Here is a 17,148-nt window from a genome sequence, read left to right on the forward strand (position 1 = left end):
TTATGATATTAATGGTAGTTTTATTGTAAATATGCTACCTTTTCCTTTTTCACTTTCTACTGATATATGTCCTTGATGGTCATCAACAATTCGTTTTACATAGGCTAAACCTAGCCCATGACCTTTTACATTGTGTACATTGCCTGTATGCTCACGATAAAATTTTTCGAACACACGTTTTTGTACTTGTTTAGACATACCGTTGCCTTGATCTGCAATTTTTAATAAGATATTTGTTCCAATATTTTCAGTGTAAACATCAATTTTTGGAGCGTCATCACTATATTTTACAGCATTATCCAAAATATTTACGATTACATTTGTAAAATGTGTATCGTTTGCCAAAACTGAAGATTTTTCTGCATTTAAATGTGTTTTCACATAACCTTTTTTATCTTCTACTATTAGCTCGATGTGAGTTACAGCATCTTCAATTAAGTCGTGAAGCTTTACTCTTTCCTTACTTATATTCAACTCATTCTTTTCAAGCTTAGAAATTCGTAATACATTTTCAACTTGAGCATGCATTCGCTTATTTTCGTCTTTTATCATTCTAAGGTAACGCATGACTTTATCTTGATCTCCTAGAACCTTAGGGTTCTTAATTGAATCTAAGGCCAAATTGATTGTTGCAATTGGTGTTTTAAATTCATGGGTCATGTTATTGATAAAATCTGTTTTTATCTGAGATATTTGACGCTGCTTGATTAATTGATAAATAGCGCTGGAATATGCAATTATTATTACCGATGTAAAAATAATAGATAACGTAATCATCCCTAAAATAGAGGACAATAGAAATCGCTTACGCTTCGGAAAATCAACATAAAGCTTGTAATCACTTTGACTGTCATTATCTAGAAAAATTGGAATCCCCATTGAGGTGTTAGGATTTAAATCAAAATTTTCAGATTGTACTTTTGTTGCTAGATCTTTATCATAAATAGCAAATTCAAAGTCAGTACTGATGCCATTATTATCTAATTGTTTTTCAAGTAAATAAGAAACTTTTTCAGTAGAAACCCTTTTATAAACAGGAATATTCTTGAACTGATCTCTAGTTATAGACTCAAATTGAGCCTTTTCAAGATAAGTGAGGTTATTTATGTTTTTTATAGATTTTTGAACACTTATGTTGTTATTACCATCTATTTGATTTTTATCATAAACCTCAGTTATTCTAGTATTTCTTACGCGACTTAAGTTAAAACTGTCTAAACCAATGTCAAAGAACAAAGATGGTACTTTAAAACTCTCTTCAGAGATAGAATTACCGTAAACTCTAGTTTCGTTAGATAAATCGTCTTGCTCTAAAATAAAAACCTGTCGTATAGCTGTTGAGTCTGGGTCTACACCACTCTCAATTAGCTTTTGCAGTTTTTTTGAGTAAATTTCAAATTCATTTTCTTCAATGGCTCTTGATACAGAACTCAGAGAGCGTTTTACGTTTAGTGTAAAGTTTTTTTCTTCGTTTTCTAGCGTATTATTTATAAAATAGGCTTGAACGAAAATAATCCCTATGAGTGATAAACTCATTAAAACCACCAATAAAATGAATAGCTTTTTGCCCATCGCTCAAATTTAACATTTTAACATTTAGTTGTACTTGTCTTTAACCTTACATTAACACTAATGATAATGCGCATAATTTTAAAGTTGTTCTAGTATGTCTTGATGTATTTTCAATACTTGAGAATGTAGTGTATCAAAATTATTATTAACAATCACAAAATCAGACTGTTTTATTTTGTCTTCATCAGACATTTGATTGTTCATTATGGCCTCTATCTTGGCCATAGTGGTTTGGTCTCTTTTTAAAACACGTTCAATTCGTTTAGCTTTATCTGCAACTACTGTGATAATTAAATCGTACTCAGATTGCTTTTGCTGTTCAAAGATGATGGCGACTTCTTTTATTACATAAGGTGCATCTTGTTTCTTCAACCAACGTTTAAAATGTGAACCTACTTTTGGGTGAACGATAGCATTCATTTGCTCAAGCAAACTTTTATCATTAAAGATTTTATTTGCTAAATACGAACGATTTAATTTATCATCTACGTATGCCTGATCACCAAATAATGCAATAAGTTTTCTTCTTATTACTTTTGATCTATTCATGAGTTGTTTCGCTTCAAAATCAGCAATATAAACTGGTTGACCTAAACCTTCAAAGAGCTTTGCCACTGTAGATTTTCCGCTACCTATACCTCCTGTAAGTCCAACAACAATCATTTTATAATAATATATTCAATTTTATTTTGTTTCATTTTTGACCGTTTTACAAAACTTGGAGCTTGTACTAGTTTTGCCGTAAAGTATGTTTTTTGAGTTGAAATAGCTTCTGAGTAATCGCAAACAATTTTAAAATCTAAAGGCTTGACCCTCTTGTAATCATCAAGGCTTACATCATAAGTAACCTTCAATGCTTTTGGAAAATAATTCACTTGTATATTTGGAGGTAAATTTTTAATAATCACTGGAACATCAAGTACACCTTCTGTAAATTTTTGAATCTTAGCGCTTACTTTAACTTTCTCTTGAGATAATTTAACTGCTGTTTTATTCTTTGGAATTATTAAATTTATATCTAAATTAACATCTTCCTTTATGCCCTTTATATCAAATAGATCAGTCTTTATGTGATTTATTTCAGATATATCTTTATTAGATCCAATAATATTTACAGAGTCTGGCTCTGTTATAAAACCCAATAAAGAATCGTAACCTAATGCATATGAAACTTCAGATACTAACTTTACTGGAACTCTTTTTACTTCTAATTTAGCAAAAGGAATTTTTAGAGTATCCGGATGTATTGAGACAATCTTAAGTGCTGAACCCAACTGTTTTGCTATATTAGAATTGTTACGATTGGCTAACCAAATATAAGTACCATCATCTATATAAGTGTCTTTGTCAAAATCAATGGTAATGGTTGGGTTATTAAAATAGTTTGCCAGAAGGTTGAAACCATAAGTTGATATCTCAATATCTATGCTTGGTTTTTCAGTATTTACCAAAACACTTTCTTCTGGAAGGTTCTTATAAATGACATCAAAATTTAGAGTTTCGGTATAATTTTTAGAAAGCTTACTAAACACTAAAATTATAAAAGCCATCAAAAAGAATAACCCAAAAACATTGAGTTTCTTGTTTTTTATTGACTTAATTAATTTCGATTTTAATTTAGTTAGCATGATTGAAAAATAGATCTGAAAAATATCTTTTAGGGTCCTTATTTAATATCTTAATTGCAAAGGTAGATTTTAAAAACCCAAAACCATAACCAAAAAACTGAATAAAAATTGCAAATATAGCATTGAGTGCGACACTCAAACTTTTCGTTCTATACAACGCCAATATGAATGCGATAACAAGATATATAAGATAGCATAAGAACAACTTATTATAGTAAAAAAAGAGTGCTATTATAGCAATAATAAAGCCCAAACTAAACACAGTTGGAAACCAAAATATCATTCGTTCGGTTTCAGGATGCCAAAAATTAAGTATTGGTCTTACCAACCCAAACTTGTAAACTTGATTATAAAATTTGCGCCATGAAATGCGCCTTTTGTGATACACAAAAGCGTCGCTGATAAGTTTGGTCTCAAATCCCAAATTGACCAATCTAATAGAAAGGTCTGGATCTTCTCCTGGGTGAATATTACCAAAACCTCCTGAGGCAATAAAGGCATTCTTAGATAATCCCATATTAAAACTTCTAGGCTGAAATTTTTTATTATTAGCTTTAGAACCTCTTATTCCACCAGTAGTAATAAATGAGGTCATAGCAAAATTAATAGCTTTCTGAAGATTGCTAAAAGACACATGAGCTGCATCTGGCCCTCCATAACAATCTACATAATCATCAAGAAGAAATGTGTTAACTATTTTCAGGTATTGTTTTGGCAAAACACAATCAGAATCTAGTATGATAAAATAATTACCTTTAGCCATAGACATTCCATAATTTCTAGAATCTCCTGGTCCAGTGTTTGGCTTATAGTAATACGAAATTTTCAATTCGTGTTTAAAATTATCGACAACTGCTTTACAATCTAGAGTTGATCCATCTTCTACAATTACGACCTCAAAAGACACACTCTGCTCTAAATTATTTAAACTTTCGAGTAGCTCTTTGATTTCATCAGGTCTATTGTATACAGGTATTATAAACGAATAGTATAATGTTTCCATACCCTACAAAGGTAATTAAAGAAAACACAAAAGCCACCTTAAAGGTGGCTTTTGGAATTTTATTTGAAATAAGCTTATTGCTTCATGATTCTTACTGTTTCAGTTACATTGTTAATAGTAACTTGAACGAAGTAAGCTCCTTGGCTTAAGCTATTCATATTTATATTGCTTTCAATAGCGTTAGGTGCAGTTCTTAGAACTTCTTGACCTAACATATTGTAAACAGATACATTTTCGATATTACTTTGAGCCTTTAATGTCAATTCATTTTTCACTGGATTAGGGAAATATGAGAATGCATTTTCATTTTCAAAGCTTTCAGTACTTAACGTATCTGGAGACCAAACCTTAAGATCAAAAGTATCTCCTGCATCTGTAGCTGCAGTTGTATATTGATAAATTCTTACATAGTAAGTATCACCTACAACTAATCCGGTAGCATTGATTTCTTCGACAATAGGCGCTGTTACCACTGAATTATCTGCACAATCTACTACAGCTAAAGCACCACATGTACCAGAATATAACTGAACTACACCGTCAAAATTCATGATTTCGAAAGTGATATTTACGTTAGCTGTTAATGCTTGGAATGAATACCATACATCATCATTAGCATTACCCATAAATCCATTACATGCTTCAGCCTCAAGACCCGAATCTGTAGCTCCTTGAATAGTACCGGAGGTTGCAGTCGCTGAAGCAGCATCAACAATTTCTGTTTCTTGAGTAACAGATACTGCGGTAGCACATTCGTCATTTGCTGGTGGGCAGGAGAAGTTTACTTCCCCTAGTACTAAATCACAATCACTATCACTTGAGTGCTCAATTGTAATAACTACAGCTGTACCTTCTGGAAAAGGACCTACATTTGTAATTCCTAAACCAGCACCAGCAGTAGCAGCTACACCAGCATCGTTAGAAATTGTTACTGTACCAGAATCTCCAAGATCGGTAACATCAACATCTATAAAAAATTCGTTAGTTCCACATGCTGGCACGACAGATGTTGTAGCAGATGGAGTTGCACATAATTTTCCATATAAACAAAATTCTACTAATACTTCAGGATTATCTGTCCAAATCATTGCATAGTATGTATTTCCTCCCGATAATCCAGTAATTGTACCGCTTACATTATTATAGCAATTGGCTCCTACTTCAGTAAGTGCACCACATGTACCTTCATATATTTCGATACCTGGAGAACCCGCACCTGATTCAAATTCCATTTGACCATTAGCAGGCGCCGTAAAGCTGTACCAAAGACCAAGGTTTCCAAAACCATCACAGCCTGTTAATTCTTCAGTATCTTCATTAGCAAAACTAGTAGATGCTGTCGTTAGACCTGGACATGAAGCAGCAGGTGCAACTGTTCCTAAATCAATAGCACCAGAACATGTATCGTTAGTAGGAGTCGTAGAGAAAGGTACTCCAGCAGTCCAAGGGCTAAACCCACCTGTATCACAATTAGCTCTTACAAAAAATTCATAAGACGTGCTTTCTGTTAAGCCAGCAGCTGAGTCAGTAACCACGCCAGCACCAGTAGAACCAGAATCTATAGCGGCATCAACATCAGGATCTCCTCCTGGTGCTAAAACTACCCATTCGTAACCTAGTGTTGCACTTGCATTATCAGTCCATGAAAAATCAGCTGTAGTTGCTCCTACGGCGTCAACAGAAGCTCCAGTAACATTAGGACACGTTGGTGTTGGAACAAATGTAATTGACCAATCGTCAACTTGACCAACATCGCCACCTGCATCATCACATACCAAAAGGTTCCATGTACCATCGGCATCAACACCATCAAAACCAGCTAATGCTTCATCTGGAGCAAATGTACCCATTAATGCAGGTCCATCAGCACCACCATCAGGTAATGGTGTACCACCATCTTGAAGTGTAACTTGTATACCATCATTTTGATTTCCTTTATCATCAATTAACAGTACTGTAACAGTTCCTGAAGGATCTTGTAAACTGATAACAATATCATCAGCCCAAGTATGTGTTACATTAAGTGTAACACTTGCAATTGAATTGGTACCACCAAGTGTACCAACACCTGTAACAGCTAGTGGTAAAGTAAGTTCATCAACTGTACCACAGGTTAATGCATCAGTACCATTTCCGTTTTGCATGTCATAAGGTCCACCAGTATCTGTAAAGGTTTGAGCGAATCCAAATGAAAAACAAAATAATGTAATTAGTAAAGTAATTTTTTTCATATTAAGTTGTTTATAGTTAATAATTTTTTAAAAATATTGATATTTTACTAAAGTAATGTTAACAAAGATGAGTAATCGATTAAATACACATATAAACGATAAAAAACACAACATAAGCTGAATTCATAAAAAAAGACCTTATTTATAGCAATAAGGTCTTTATTATTAAGCCAATAGGCTTTTATTTATTAATCTACAAATTTGTCCATTACAGCATCACTTACACCCATGTTGCTAAATCCGCCATCATTGAATAAATTTTGCAATGTAACTCTCTTGGTCAAATCACTAAATAAAGTTACTGTGTAATTGGCACAATCCATTGCTGTTGCATTTCCTAAGGGAGACATTTTTTCAGCATAAGCAATGAAACCATCAAACCCTTTAACACCTTGACCTGCAGTAGTAGGTGTAGGCGATTGAGAAATTGTGTTTACTCTAACCTTTTTGTCTTTTCCAAAGAAGTAACCAAAGCTTCTAGCTATACTCTCTAAATAGGCTTTATTATCTGCCATATCATTATAATCTGGAAACACACGTTGTGCAGCCATATATGTTAGTGCAACTATACTTCCCCATTCATTCATAGCATCTGCTTTGTATAACGTATGCATGACCTTATGAAACGACATTGCAGATACATCAGTTCCTTTTTGTGTCCAATCGTAATTTTGATCTGTGTAATGCCTACCTTTTCTAACATTGACAGACATGCCTATAGAGTGAAGTACAAAGTCTAATTTTCCGCCAAGGATTTCCATAGATTCAGACACTAATTTCTCAAGGTCTTCTACAGACGTTGCATCTGCAGGAATAATCTGTGATCCTGTTTTTTCTGCTAATTCATTTATTTGTCCCATTCGCATTGCAATTGGCGCATTGGTCAACACGAATGTACCACCTTCTTCATGTACACGTTCTGCAGTTTTCCAAGCGATAGAATTAGCATCTAACGCTCCAAATATAATTCCTCTTTTTCCTTTTAATAAGTTATATGACATGTTAAATTATTTAAAAATTATTTTCATCCTTTCGAAAAAATTCATTTTCCCTTGAAGTCTTTGTAACGAGGCATTTATTTCCTCAATATAATTACCGCGTAGTGAATTTATCTTTGCTTTTTTATATAAACGATAAGCATCCATATAATCAGCTCTTAGTTCATAAGCTTTAGCCATTTGATTATAAATAAGTCCTTTATCAACACCATCTATTTTTAATGCTTTTTCACCAAATGTTATCATTTCCTTGTAAGCGCCTTTATCTATCAAAAAATAAGAATAGTTAGTGTAACCAGCATAAAAACCTCTAGAATATTTTATAGAAAGCCTATAATGTTTTTCTGCTTTAATATAATTAACCATTTTATAATGATAAATCCAGCCTAAATGATTATGAGCTTTACCATAATCTGGATACTCTGACAGCATCTCTAACAATAAGTCCCTACCTTCAACAATCTTGTTATCGCTTAATAGGTCATCTGCTTCTAAAAACATGCTATCCGCATCAGTTTCTCTCATTTACTATTAAATTATAAAATTCAAATATAACATTAATTCAGTAACTGTTTAGCATGCTCTAGTGCAGAATTTGAATGGTTTAGTCCTCCCAACATTTGTGCTATTTCTACAATACGTTCATCTTCACTTAATAGTTTCAATTGTGTCTCTGTACTATTATTAATATCTGATTTATAGACTTTAAAATGAATATCTCCTTTTGCTGCAATTTGAGGTAGATGCGTAATTGTGAACACTTGCATCGTCTTACTCATTTGCTGCATAATTGCTGCCATTTTATTTGAAATCTCACCTGAGACTCCTGTATCAATTTCATCAAACATTATCGTCGGTAACTGTAAATATTTTGATAAGATAAATTTTATGGCTAACATTATTCTCGACAATTCTCCTCCAGAGGCTGCTTTTTTAAGCTCATTGAATTTCCCTCCTTTATTAGCTGAGAATAAAAACTGTAAGTGGTCTGTACCATTTGATAAAAATGTTTCTGACTCTTGTATTTGAATATTAAACTTAGCATTAGGCATGCCTAATGCTGTTAAAATAGTTTCTAGTTGCTGATTCAATTCAGGAATTGCTTTTATTCTAGACTCGTGAATTTGATTCGCTAGATGCTTAAGTTTATTAGAAGTTGAAGCTATCATCGCCTCTGCCTTTGTAATCTTGATGTCTAAGTTTTCTGTTTCAAAAACTTTATCTGCCAACTCATCTCTAATTACAATAAGTTCTTCTACAGTTGAAACAGCGTGTTTTTTCAAAAGATTATTCAGCACTAAAAGCTTTGAGTTCACTTGCTCTAATCGATTTGGATCTACTTCTAGGTCTAGTTGAAGTGTTTCTATTTCAGAAAAAATATCATCTAATTCGATTAGGGTACTATTAACACGTTCATAAACTTGTTTGTAAGGCAATGCATAGCTCTGTAGTTTAGAAAGCTGGTTTTTGATCTCGGTTAAATGGGTTAGAATTCCTATGTCATCATTAGCCATTAAATTATGAGATAAAGCAAGTGCTTCTTTAATATCTTCAATATTGCTTAAAGTATCGTACTCGCTTTCTAAAAGTTCTAATTCTCCTGAAATCAATTGCGCTTCTTCAAGTTCATTGAGTAAAAAAGTATGATAATCTAATTCTTTTATTGCGTTATTTTTTTGTGATAGCAGTCGATTTAATTCTTTATTTAGGGTCTTAAATTGTTGTAAAAGAATTTGATAATCAGACAAAAAATTCTCATTACCTGCTAGAGCATCAATAACTTGAAATTGAAAACTGTCATCGGTTAACTGCAATGTCTGATGCTGAGAATGAATATCTATAAGACGTTCTGATAGTAACTTTAAATGCTCTAAATTAACTGGTGTATCATTAACAAAAGCTCTTGATTTACCTGAAGGTAAGATCTCTCTTCGTATTATGGTTTGAGGTTCGTAATCAAGATCTTCAACATCAAAAATAGGTTTCAAATTGTATTTAGCAATATCAAATGTAGCCTCAATAACACATTTTTTAGAATTGTCTTTAACATTACTTAAATCTGCTCGTTTCCCTAAAATAAGTGATAATCCTCCAAGAAGTATTGACTTACCTGCTCCTGTTTCACCAGTAATAATTGTAAGACCTGAATTAAAACCTACGTTCAGGTAATCAATTAGCGCGTAATTCTTTATAGATAAATTAGTAAGCATTCAAATGAAGTATAAGGTTAATTTATTTTAGTACACTACAAATTTAACAGTAAAGTAAACCAAATTCCTTAGTAATTAATATTGCGCCATTTAGAAGCATGCATAGGTGCAACCTTTGTTAAAGTGGAAATCAATTCAGATACATTGACCTTTGGACCTCCATTAAAAATCTCTTCTATCTCTTGAGCTTTAGCATCAAAAAAGACACGCATTAGGTATGAATTTGGTCTTCTATTGTTCATTGATTGGAGACCCATCAAAGACTTAGATATGTTTTGCTTGCCCTCTGTAGCATCTGCACTCATGATATCTAAACCCTCTCTGTGATAGTTGTAAAGAACATCTCTGAACTCTCTATAGGTATCTGATAAGACATTATCAATTAAGATAAACCTAGACTGCTGACCATCTTCAAGTTTCCAACCTTTGAAATTCCCTTGTTGAGAATAGTTTAAGATAATTTGTGCTTGCTTGTAATAATCGTCACCTCCTTTAGGTGCAAATGTGTCGGCATCCATACCTAGAATCATATACACATGAAAAGCAATCACTGAGATTAAATTAGATTCAAATTGAGTTTCATTATATACCATATTTTGAAACTCGAGGTATTGAAAACTAAAATCTTTGTCATTATAATTGTAAACAGGTGTACTATATGATGAACCAAATACTGGTCTAGCCGCTTGTACTTGTATTGAAGCTTGAAAAATATCATTGTTATAATCTGTAACATTAATAACCATACTACAGTTTATTCGCTCTTGAGACTTAAAGGTTTTATTAGTCCATGTGGTATTATTAACAAACTCTTTTAATTGTCGCTCTAAGGTTTTAAATACCTGTACGTTTTCATTTCCTGTGAGTTGAGCATTGACAATCAGGTCACAATTAAGCTCTTGAGCATTAAGCTGAAAAGTGAAAGCAAGTAATAAAACATATAAAAAATTACGCATGTTTTTGTTTTAAAATGAGTTGTAATAAATCATGAGCGACTTCTTTTTTAGACTTTAACTCATGCTCAATAATTTCTTCCTTATCTGTTATAAAAGTAACTTTATTTGTTGAACCACCAAAACCTGCGCCTTTATCGTTTAATGAATTAAGTACTATTACATTTAAGTTTTTTGATTTCAATTTTCCTTTAGCGTTCTTTAATTCGTTATTTGTTTCTAAAGCAAAGCCTACTAAAAATTGATTGGTTTTGATTACTCCTAGCGATTTTAAAATATCATCCGTCTTTTCTAACTCTATTGAGAACGTTGCTTCTGCCTTTTTTATTTTTTTATCTGCAATATTTTTCGGTCTATAATCTGCTACAGCAGCTGAAAGAATAGCTATATCTACAGAAGCAAAGTAAGCATGTGCTTCCTCATACATCTCTTTTGCACTTACTACACGTTTAACATTAATCAAATTATGCGAAATAGTTTCATAGGAAGGTCCAGATATTAGAATCACTTTCGCTCCAAGATTTGCGGCTGCTTTGGCTATTTCAAATCCCATTTTTCCGCTAGAGTGATTTCCAATAAATCGTACTGGATCAATAGCTTCATAGGTTGGTCCAGCAGTGATAAGAATCGTGTTACCTCTTAATGGGAGTTTATTCAATACATCATTTTCTATAAATTCGATAATAGCTTCAGGTTCTGCCATGCGACCTTCTCCTACAAGCCCACTTGCCAACTCTCCAGATGTAGCAGGAATCATAATATTCCCATAAGACGTCAATTTTTCAAACGAATTTACAGTTGATTTGTGCTTATACATATCTAAATCCATCGCTGGTGCAAAATACACAGGGCATTTAGCCGAGAGGTATGTCGCCATAAGCAAATTGTCGCAAGTACCATTAGCCATTTTTGACATTGTATTTGCTGTTGCTGGCGCAATAACAAATAGATCTGCCCATAACCCTAATTCTACATGATTATTCCACATAGCATTGTCATCATCGTCATTGGTAAAAGACGAATACACCGGATTTTTAGACAATGTTGAAAGTGTTAAAGGTGTAATGAAGTCTTTTGAAGCAGGCGTCATAACGACCTTTACATTAGCGCCTGCTTTAATAAATAATCTAACAAGACTGGCAGTTTTATAAGCAGCAATACCAGCAGTAATGCCTAAGAGTATGTTTTTGCCGCTTAATATAGACATGCTTGTTATTCCTCTACGTTGTCGTCAGTATTTCTGTAATAGATTTTATCATCTAACCACTCTTGTACTGCTAACGCATGTGGTTTAGGCAACTTTTCGTAAAATTTAGAAACTTCTATTTGCTCTTTGTTTTCGAAAATTTCTTCAAGGCTATCATTATAAGTTGCAAACTCTTCTAATTTGTCAACTAATTCGCGTCTGATATCTGTATTGATTTGTTCTGCTCTTTTTGAGATTACAGAAATTGCTTCATAGATATTGTCTGTAGGTGTATCTATGACATTTCTATCATAGGTTACTGTTGTTACAGGAGCGTTGGTCTTTTTTAAATCTGACATAATATATTATGATTAACTTTTTGTATTAAATTGTTGCATCTGTGTTTGTATTTCCTCATTCATCTTTTCTACTTCTTCATTAAGTTCAGAATTAGGAAAATATTTATGAAACGTACTGTAAAAGCTTAATGCTCTTTCAAGACGTTCTAATTTTTTATTTTGTACGCTATTTACAGCTAACTTATAAGCAGAGTCTAAACGGTAAAACATAGCTTGTTCTCTAAAACTCGAACCAGGATGATCAACTAAGAAATTATCAAATGCCTTAATTGCTGCTTCATAATCTGACGACCTAAAGTATGCAATTTTATTATATTGCTTTGCTATTTCAAAGGCTTTCTTCTCTAATTTGTAATCTAGTTCATTGATGAGCTTATTTGCTTCGGCTAAATACTTTGAATCAGGATATTTATTTACAAACAATTGTAATTTATCAAGTGCTTCATAAGTTTCTTTTTGCTCCTTAGAGTACATAGGAGATAACTCGTAATAACTTTTAGCAGATAAAAATGAAGCTTCTTCAACTTTCTCACTTCTAGGATAGGTATTCTCAAAACGCTCAAAATGATATCCTGCTATATGATAGTCTTTCATTTTGTAAGAACACATAGCATGCATATATCTTAGCTTCTCTCCTTGCGGCTTGCCAGCATATTGAGGTGCTATTTGATGAAATAAACGAAAAGCCTTACCCCATTTCTCAGCTTCATATAACTGTGTACCAAGTTCATACTTAACTTTTATGTCTTCAGATTTTAAAGCTTTTTGGTACTCGCTACAAGATGTAAAAGCTAAAGCTAGTAAAAGGATGTAAAAAAAATTCTTCATAAAATAAAAACAGGTTGCAAAAGTACGTATTTATAACGTATTATAAAAACTATTATTTGATGCTAAAATAAACGTTGATCATGGAGCTAAAGTATGTTTAAGTATAATTTAACTTTTCATAGTTAATCCATACTAGCTAATGCTTGTTTAATCTTTTCTTTCAAATGGTCTGTAGCTGAAACTAAAGGTAATCTCACATTAGATTTAGCTAAGTGAAGTGATTCTAAAACTGCTTTAATTCCAGCAGGATTATTTTCAGAAAAAATAAGTGATGTCATATCCATCAAATTAAAATGAATTTGATAGGCCTCTTTGGCTTTCCCTTCTAAACCTAAACGTATCATTTTTGAAAATTGTTTCGGTAAAGCTTGACCAATAACCGAAATCACACCTGCTCCACCAGCCAAAACCACACCAAGAGCTAAATCATCGTCTCCAGAAATAACAAGAAAATCATTTGGTTTATTTTTTAATAAGGCTAAGTATTGCGCAACATTATTACCTGCTTCTTTTACCGCAATGATGTTTTGAAAATCTCTAGCTAGACGAAACGTTGTTTCTGGCAACATATTAGACGATGTTCTTCCAGGCACGTTATATAAAATTATATCAATGGGAGATACTTCAGATATTGCTTTGAAATGCTGATAAATACCTTCTTGAGTTGGCTTATTGTAGTATGGAGAAACAGACAAAATTGCGTCTATTTGACTTAAATCTGTAGTGTTTATTTCAGCTATAACTTGTGATGTGTTATTACCACCAACCCCTAGAACTAAAGGAACACGACCATCGTTAGCTGAGATAACAGTATCGATAATTTGTTTCTTTTCATCTTTAGTAATTGTTACGCTTTCACCAGTGGTGCCACTTATAACTATGTAATCTGTACCGTTTTTGATATTGTAATCTACCAGATTGACCAATGCATTATGGTCTACAGATAAATCATCATTAAAAGGTGTAATAATTGCTACGCCAGTTCCTCTAAATTTTGTCATTTATAGTTTATTTAAAACGGTTAAATATTTGGTTAATTCTTTTTTAAACAAGTCTACTTGTTTAGTATTTACGTCTATCATTAAGTCGTACATTCGTTTATCATCTTGTGTTAAACCTACTTTAAAATTAGCTTTTGAAGCAGCTGTTATAAGATTTAACTCTAAACGCTCTTCAGTATAAAAACTGATAAGCACATCAAATTCAGTATCTATAAATATTTGTAAGTCGGTATTATTTATTTTTCCTTTCCATCCGAAATCTTTAGGATTAAAATAAGTATCCCAAAGAGGATTAGCATCTTTAACATCATCAACAAAAGCAATGATTTTAACTTTTGCTGGTAAAATGCCCAACGCTTTGAAATAAGACCTAAACACATCAAAATCTGAAAACTCATCCATATTTAAAATAATACCAACTGTTTTCATTTTTTTGTTACTTACAGTCACTTGACGTGTGTTTAACAATTTGTTGATATATTTTTGATTAGAATTTGCTTTAAATGCCTTTAAAATCATTTATATTTATGCTTTGCACAAATGTAGTAAAATCTACTATGTTGTTACGCCAAACATTTCACAATATATACATGACATATAAACTGTTCACTTTACTTATTTGCCTTAGTTTTCTAACTGCTTGCAAGCAAGATGCTCATCTTTATAAAATTGAAGCCAAACAAATCAATGTTACTGATAGCTTAGAAATCGATGAAGATATAGAGTCTTTTATAAAGCCCTATAGAGTTCAGATAAATAAAAACCTAGACAGCGTCATTTCGTACGCTAAAGAGACCTATTCTAAATCTGATGGTGAATACAACACAGCTATTGGTAATTTGATGGTAGATGCAGTTTATGAGCAATGCAACCCTATTTTTAAATCTAGAACAAATCGCGACATAGATTTTGTCCTTTTGAACCATGGTGGGATAAGAGCTATCATCTCTGAAGGAAATATTACTACTAGAACAGCATATGAAGTGATGCCTTTTGAGAATGCTGTAGTTGTTGCAAAATTAAAAGGCGAACAAGTAAAAGAACTCATTTCGTATTTGGTTACTGAAAAACGTGCGCATCCCATAGCAAAACTAAATTTGGTAATCGATAAAGATGATCAATTGTACTCTGCTACAATTAATGATAAGCCTATTGATTACAATTCTACCTATTATGTAGCTACAAATGACTACCTCTATAATGGAGGAGATCGGATGAACTTCTTTAAGACCAACGATAGTCTTTATGTGCTAGATTATAAGATTAGGAATGTTCTTATAGACTATTTCTCAAAAACAGACACTATTGCTCCAAAACAAGACAATCGATTCATTAAGATCAAATAGTAGATATGAAAAGACGTGATTTTATACAACAGACTGCAGCTGCAGCTTCATTAGTAAGTCTAGGTGGATTAGGATTAACTTCGTTTACTAGTAAACCTAAAAAAATTACAATATTACACACCAACGATGTGCATAGTCATATAGATCCGTTTGGCCCTGATGATGGTAGAAACCCAAATAAAGGTGGTGTAGCGAGACGCGCTAGTCTTATTAAAAATATCAGACAAGAAAACCCGAATACTTTGTTACTTGATGCAGGCGATATTTTTCAAGGCACGCCTTACTTTAACTATTATGGAGGCGAGTTAGAATTCAAACTCATGAGCATGCTAAAGTATGATCTTGCTACCATTGGAAATCACGATTTTGATAATGGCATTGATGGATTATATGCGCAATTACCGCATGCGAAATTTGATTTTGTTTCAGCAAATTATGACTTTTCAAATACGATTTTAGATACTCACGTAAAGCCTTATAAAACCTTTATTAGAGATGGGATAAAAGTTGGTGTTTTTGGTCTCGGCATACAACTTCACGGCTTGGTAGACAATAATCTGTATAAAGAAACCAAGTACCTTGATCCAACAGAAACTGCTCAAGACATGAGTAGAATACTAAAAGAAAATGAACAGTGTGACCTTATTATATGCTTATCACATTTAGGGTATAATTACAAACATTTACCTGATAAAATTAGCGATTTAAAGCTAGCCGAAACAACAAAGAATATTGATTTATTTATAGGAGGTCATACTCATACATTTTTAAAGAAACCAACTGTTGTAAAAAATATTGAAAATAAAAATACTTTAGTAAATCAAGTGGGTTGCTACGGAATAAATCTCGGTAAAATTGATTTTTATTTTGATATAGATAAAAATAAATCTGCCAATGGTACTTCCATAATAGTATAGGCCTAATCTGATGTTCCATCAACAATCATATCCTTGAGTTGTTCTGTATTTGATGTAAAATATGTACTCAAATCCATCTTCTCTTTCTCTTTTGATTCAGTATGAAAATCGTACACATACTTATACAATAAGAATAAACCTCCAATGTGTAGAACGCGTTCAAAAGCTTCAAAAAGCCAATAATAGATATATAAGTTACAGATGTAATCTAAAACGTCAGAAAAAACAAAACAGAACACCATTAATAGGAAGGTTATAGACTGTCCTGTTTCTTTACTTAAATATACAGCAAAAGAAAAGTAGGTCATTGCAATGAGTATGATACCATGAAGTACATAGAGTACCAGATTGACTTCATCAACAAAGTTCTCTTTAGCCACTTCATATAATACATAAAGAAAGTATGAATTAAGCAATAAGACTAGAATTAAATATAAAGACACTAACCCTTCAAACCTAATACGCTTTAGCTTTCCCAATAAAATAAAAATAAGTAATAAATAACCACCTATATACATTGATTTTGAAAGTTTCAAAGCCATTTCTCCAAAACTAAATACTGAAAAAGCGTCACCTATGAAAAAAATCACAAACGTAAAAAGAAATACATTTGCCATTTTATTAAGCTGGCAATAGTAAAATGTAAATAATATAGTAACAACTATTAGCTTTGCTATTCTAGGCACTAGAACAGAATCAAAATATGTGGCAATGATAGAACAAGTAGTAATTACTACTAATACGATAACTAAAGCCCAATTTGGAGACAATGGAAGACTTTTATTCATAATATTTTAATACAAGTAGGTAAGCAAATATAACAAAAATTATAACTTTAAACGATGTTTTTATACATTTTATCGATTATTTTGTTAAAATATACTATTTTATATAGGTTTTAGATTTGGCTACGTCT

The 17,148-nt window shown here is 32.4% G+C and carries 17 protein-coding genes; 2 read left to right on the forward strand and 15 right to left on the reverse strand.

Annotation, left to right across the window (positions count from 1 at the left end; translation table 11 throughout):
* The 14 genes from Q0876_RS03765 to Q0876_RS03830 form a co-directional block, all read right to left on the reverse strand.
* Positions 1–1,572, reverse strand: coding sequence for a sensor histidine kinase KdpD (locus tag Q0876_RS03765; protein WP_299224292.1), 1,572 nt, complete (start codon positions 1,570–1,572; stop codon positions 1–3).
* 78 nt (positions 1,573–1,650) lie between these two features.
* A complete protein-coding gene (gene coaE, locus Q0876_RS03770) occupies positions 1,651–2,235 on the reverse strand; it encodes a dephospho-CoA kinase (RefSeq protein ID WP_299224294.1) in 585 nt (194 codons plus the stop codon).
* On the reverse strand, positions 2,232–3,200 hold the full coding sequence (locus Q0876_RS03775; RefSeq protein WP_299224296.1) for a YbbR-like domain-containing protein: 969 nt from the start codon (positions 3,198–3,200) through the stop codon (positions 2,232–2,234). Before Q0876_RS03775 ends, coaE begins: the two co-directional genes overlap by 4 nt.
* On the reverse strand, positions 3,190–4,203 hold the full coding sequence (locus Q0876_RS03780) for a glycosyltransferase (RefSeq protein WP_299224298.1): 1,014 nt from the start codon (positions 4,201–4,203) through the stop codon (positions 3,190–3,192). Before Q0876_RS03780 ends, Q0876_RS03775 begins: the two co-directional genes overlap by 11 nt.
* A 74-nt stretch (positions 4,204–4,277) precedes the next feature.
* Complete coding sequence (locus Q0876_RS03785; protein ID WP_299224300.1) at positions 4,278–6,434, reverse strand: T9SS type A sorting domain-containing protein; 2,157 nt, start codon at positions 6,432–6,434, stop codon at positions 4,278–4,280.
* Between the two features lie 188 nt (positions 6,435–6,622).
* A complete protein-coding gene (locus tag Q0876_RS03790) occupies positions 6,623–7,435 on the reverse strand; it encodes an SDR family oxidoreductase (protein ID WP_299224302.1) in 813 nt (270 codons plus the stop codon).
* 6 nt (positions 7,436–7,441) lie between these two features.
* The gene (locus Q0876_RS03795) at positions 7,442–7,957 is read right to left on the reverse strand and encodes a hypothetical protein (protein WP_299224304.1); all 516 of its coding nucleotides are present in this window, start codon (positions 7,955–7,957) and stop codon (positions 7,442–7,444) included.
* A gap of 32 nt (positions 7,958–7,989) precedes the next feature.
* A complete protein-coding gene (gene recN, locus Q0876_RS03800) occupies positions 7,990–9,642 on the reverse strand; it encodes a DNA repair protein RecN (protein ID WP_299224306.1) in 1,653 nt (550 codons plus the stop codon).
* 68 nt (positions 9,643–9,710) lie between these two features.
* Positions 9,711–10,598: a DUF4835 family protein gene (locus Q0876_RS03805; RefSeq protein WP_299224308.1), complete on the reverse strand. Its 888-nt coding sequence runs from the start codon at positions 10,596–10,598 to the stop codon at positions 9,711–9,713.
* A complete protein-coding gene (coaBC, locus tag Q0876_RS03810; RefSeq protein ID WP_299224310.1) occupies positions 10,591–11,802 on the reverse strand; it encodes a bifunctional phosphopantothenoylcysteine decarboxylase/phosphopantothenate--cysteine ligase CoaBC in 1,212 nt (403 codons plus the stop codon). The genes Q0876_RS03805 and coaBC overlap by 8 nt, the downstream gene beginning before the upstream one ends.
* A gap of 5 nt (positions 11,803–11,807) precedes the next feature.
* Positions 11,808–12,140 (reverse strand): DNA-directed RNA polymerase subunit omega, encoded by a 333-nt coding sequence (locus Q0876_RS03815; RefSeq protein ID WP_299224311.1) that lies wholly within the window; start codon positions 12,138–12,140, stop codon positions 11,808–11,810.
* A 12-nt stretch (positions 12,141–12,152) separates the two neighbouring features.
* A complete protein-coding gene (locus Q0876_RS03820) occupies positions 12,153–12,968 on the reverse strand; it encodes an outer membrane protein assembly factor BamD (protein ID WP_299224313.1) in 816 nt (271 codons plus the stop codon).
* Between the two features lie 122 nt (positions 12,969–13,090).
* Positions 13,091–13,969, reverse strand: coding sequence for a 4-hydroxy-tetrahydrodipicolinate synthase (dapA, locus tag Q0876_RS03825; RefSeq protein ID WP_299224315.1), 879 nt, complete (start codon positions 13,967–13,969; stop codon positions 13,091–13,093).
* Positions 13,970–14,488, reverse strand: a complete 519-nt coding sequence (locus Q0876_RS03830) for a hypothetical protein (protein WP_299224317.1) — start codon at positions 14,486–14,488, stop codon at positions 13,970–13,972.
* A gap of 71 nt (positions 14,489–14,559) precedes the next feature.
* Here Q0876_RS03830 and Q0876_RS03835 point away from each other — a divergent pair, with 71 nt between their 5' ends.
* Both Q0876_RS03835 and Q0876_RS03840 read left to right on the forward strand, forming a co-directional pair.
* Positions 14,560–15,315, forward strand: coding sequence for a 5'-nucleotidase C-terminal domain-containing protein (locus Q0876_RS03835; RefSeq protein WP_299224318.1), 756 nt, complete (start codon positions 14,560–14,562; stop codon positions 15,313–15,315).
* Positions 15,316–15,320: 5 nt separating this feature from the next.
* Positions 15,321–16,232: a bifunctional UDP-sugar hydrolase/5'-nucleotidase gene (locus tag Q0876_RS03840; protein ID WP_299224320.1), complete on the forward strand. Its 912-nt coding sequence runs from the start codon at positions 15,321–15,323 to the stop codon at positions 16,230–16,232.
* Positions 16,233–16,234: 2 nt separating this feature from the next.
* Here Q0876_RS03840 and Q0876_RS03845 read toward each other — a convergent pair whose 3' ends face one another.
* Positions 16,235–17,020 (reverse strand): hypothetical protein, encoded by a 786-nt coding sequence (locus tag Q0876_RS03845; protein ID WP_299224322.1) that lies wholly within the window; start codon positions 17,018–17,020, stop codon positions 16,235–16,237.
* Positions 17,021–17,148: the final 128 nt, after the last annotated feature.

This window comes from uncultured Psychroserpens sp. (assembly GCF_947503375.1).
Lineage (GTDB): Bacteria > Bacteroidota > Bacteroidia > Flavobacteriales > Flavobacteriaceae > Psychroserpens.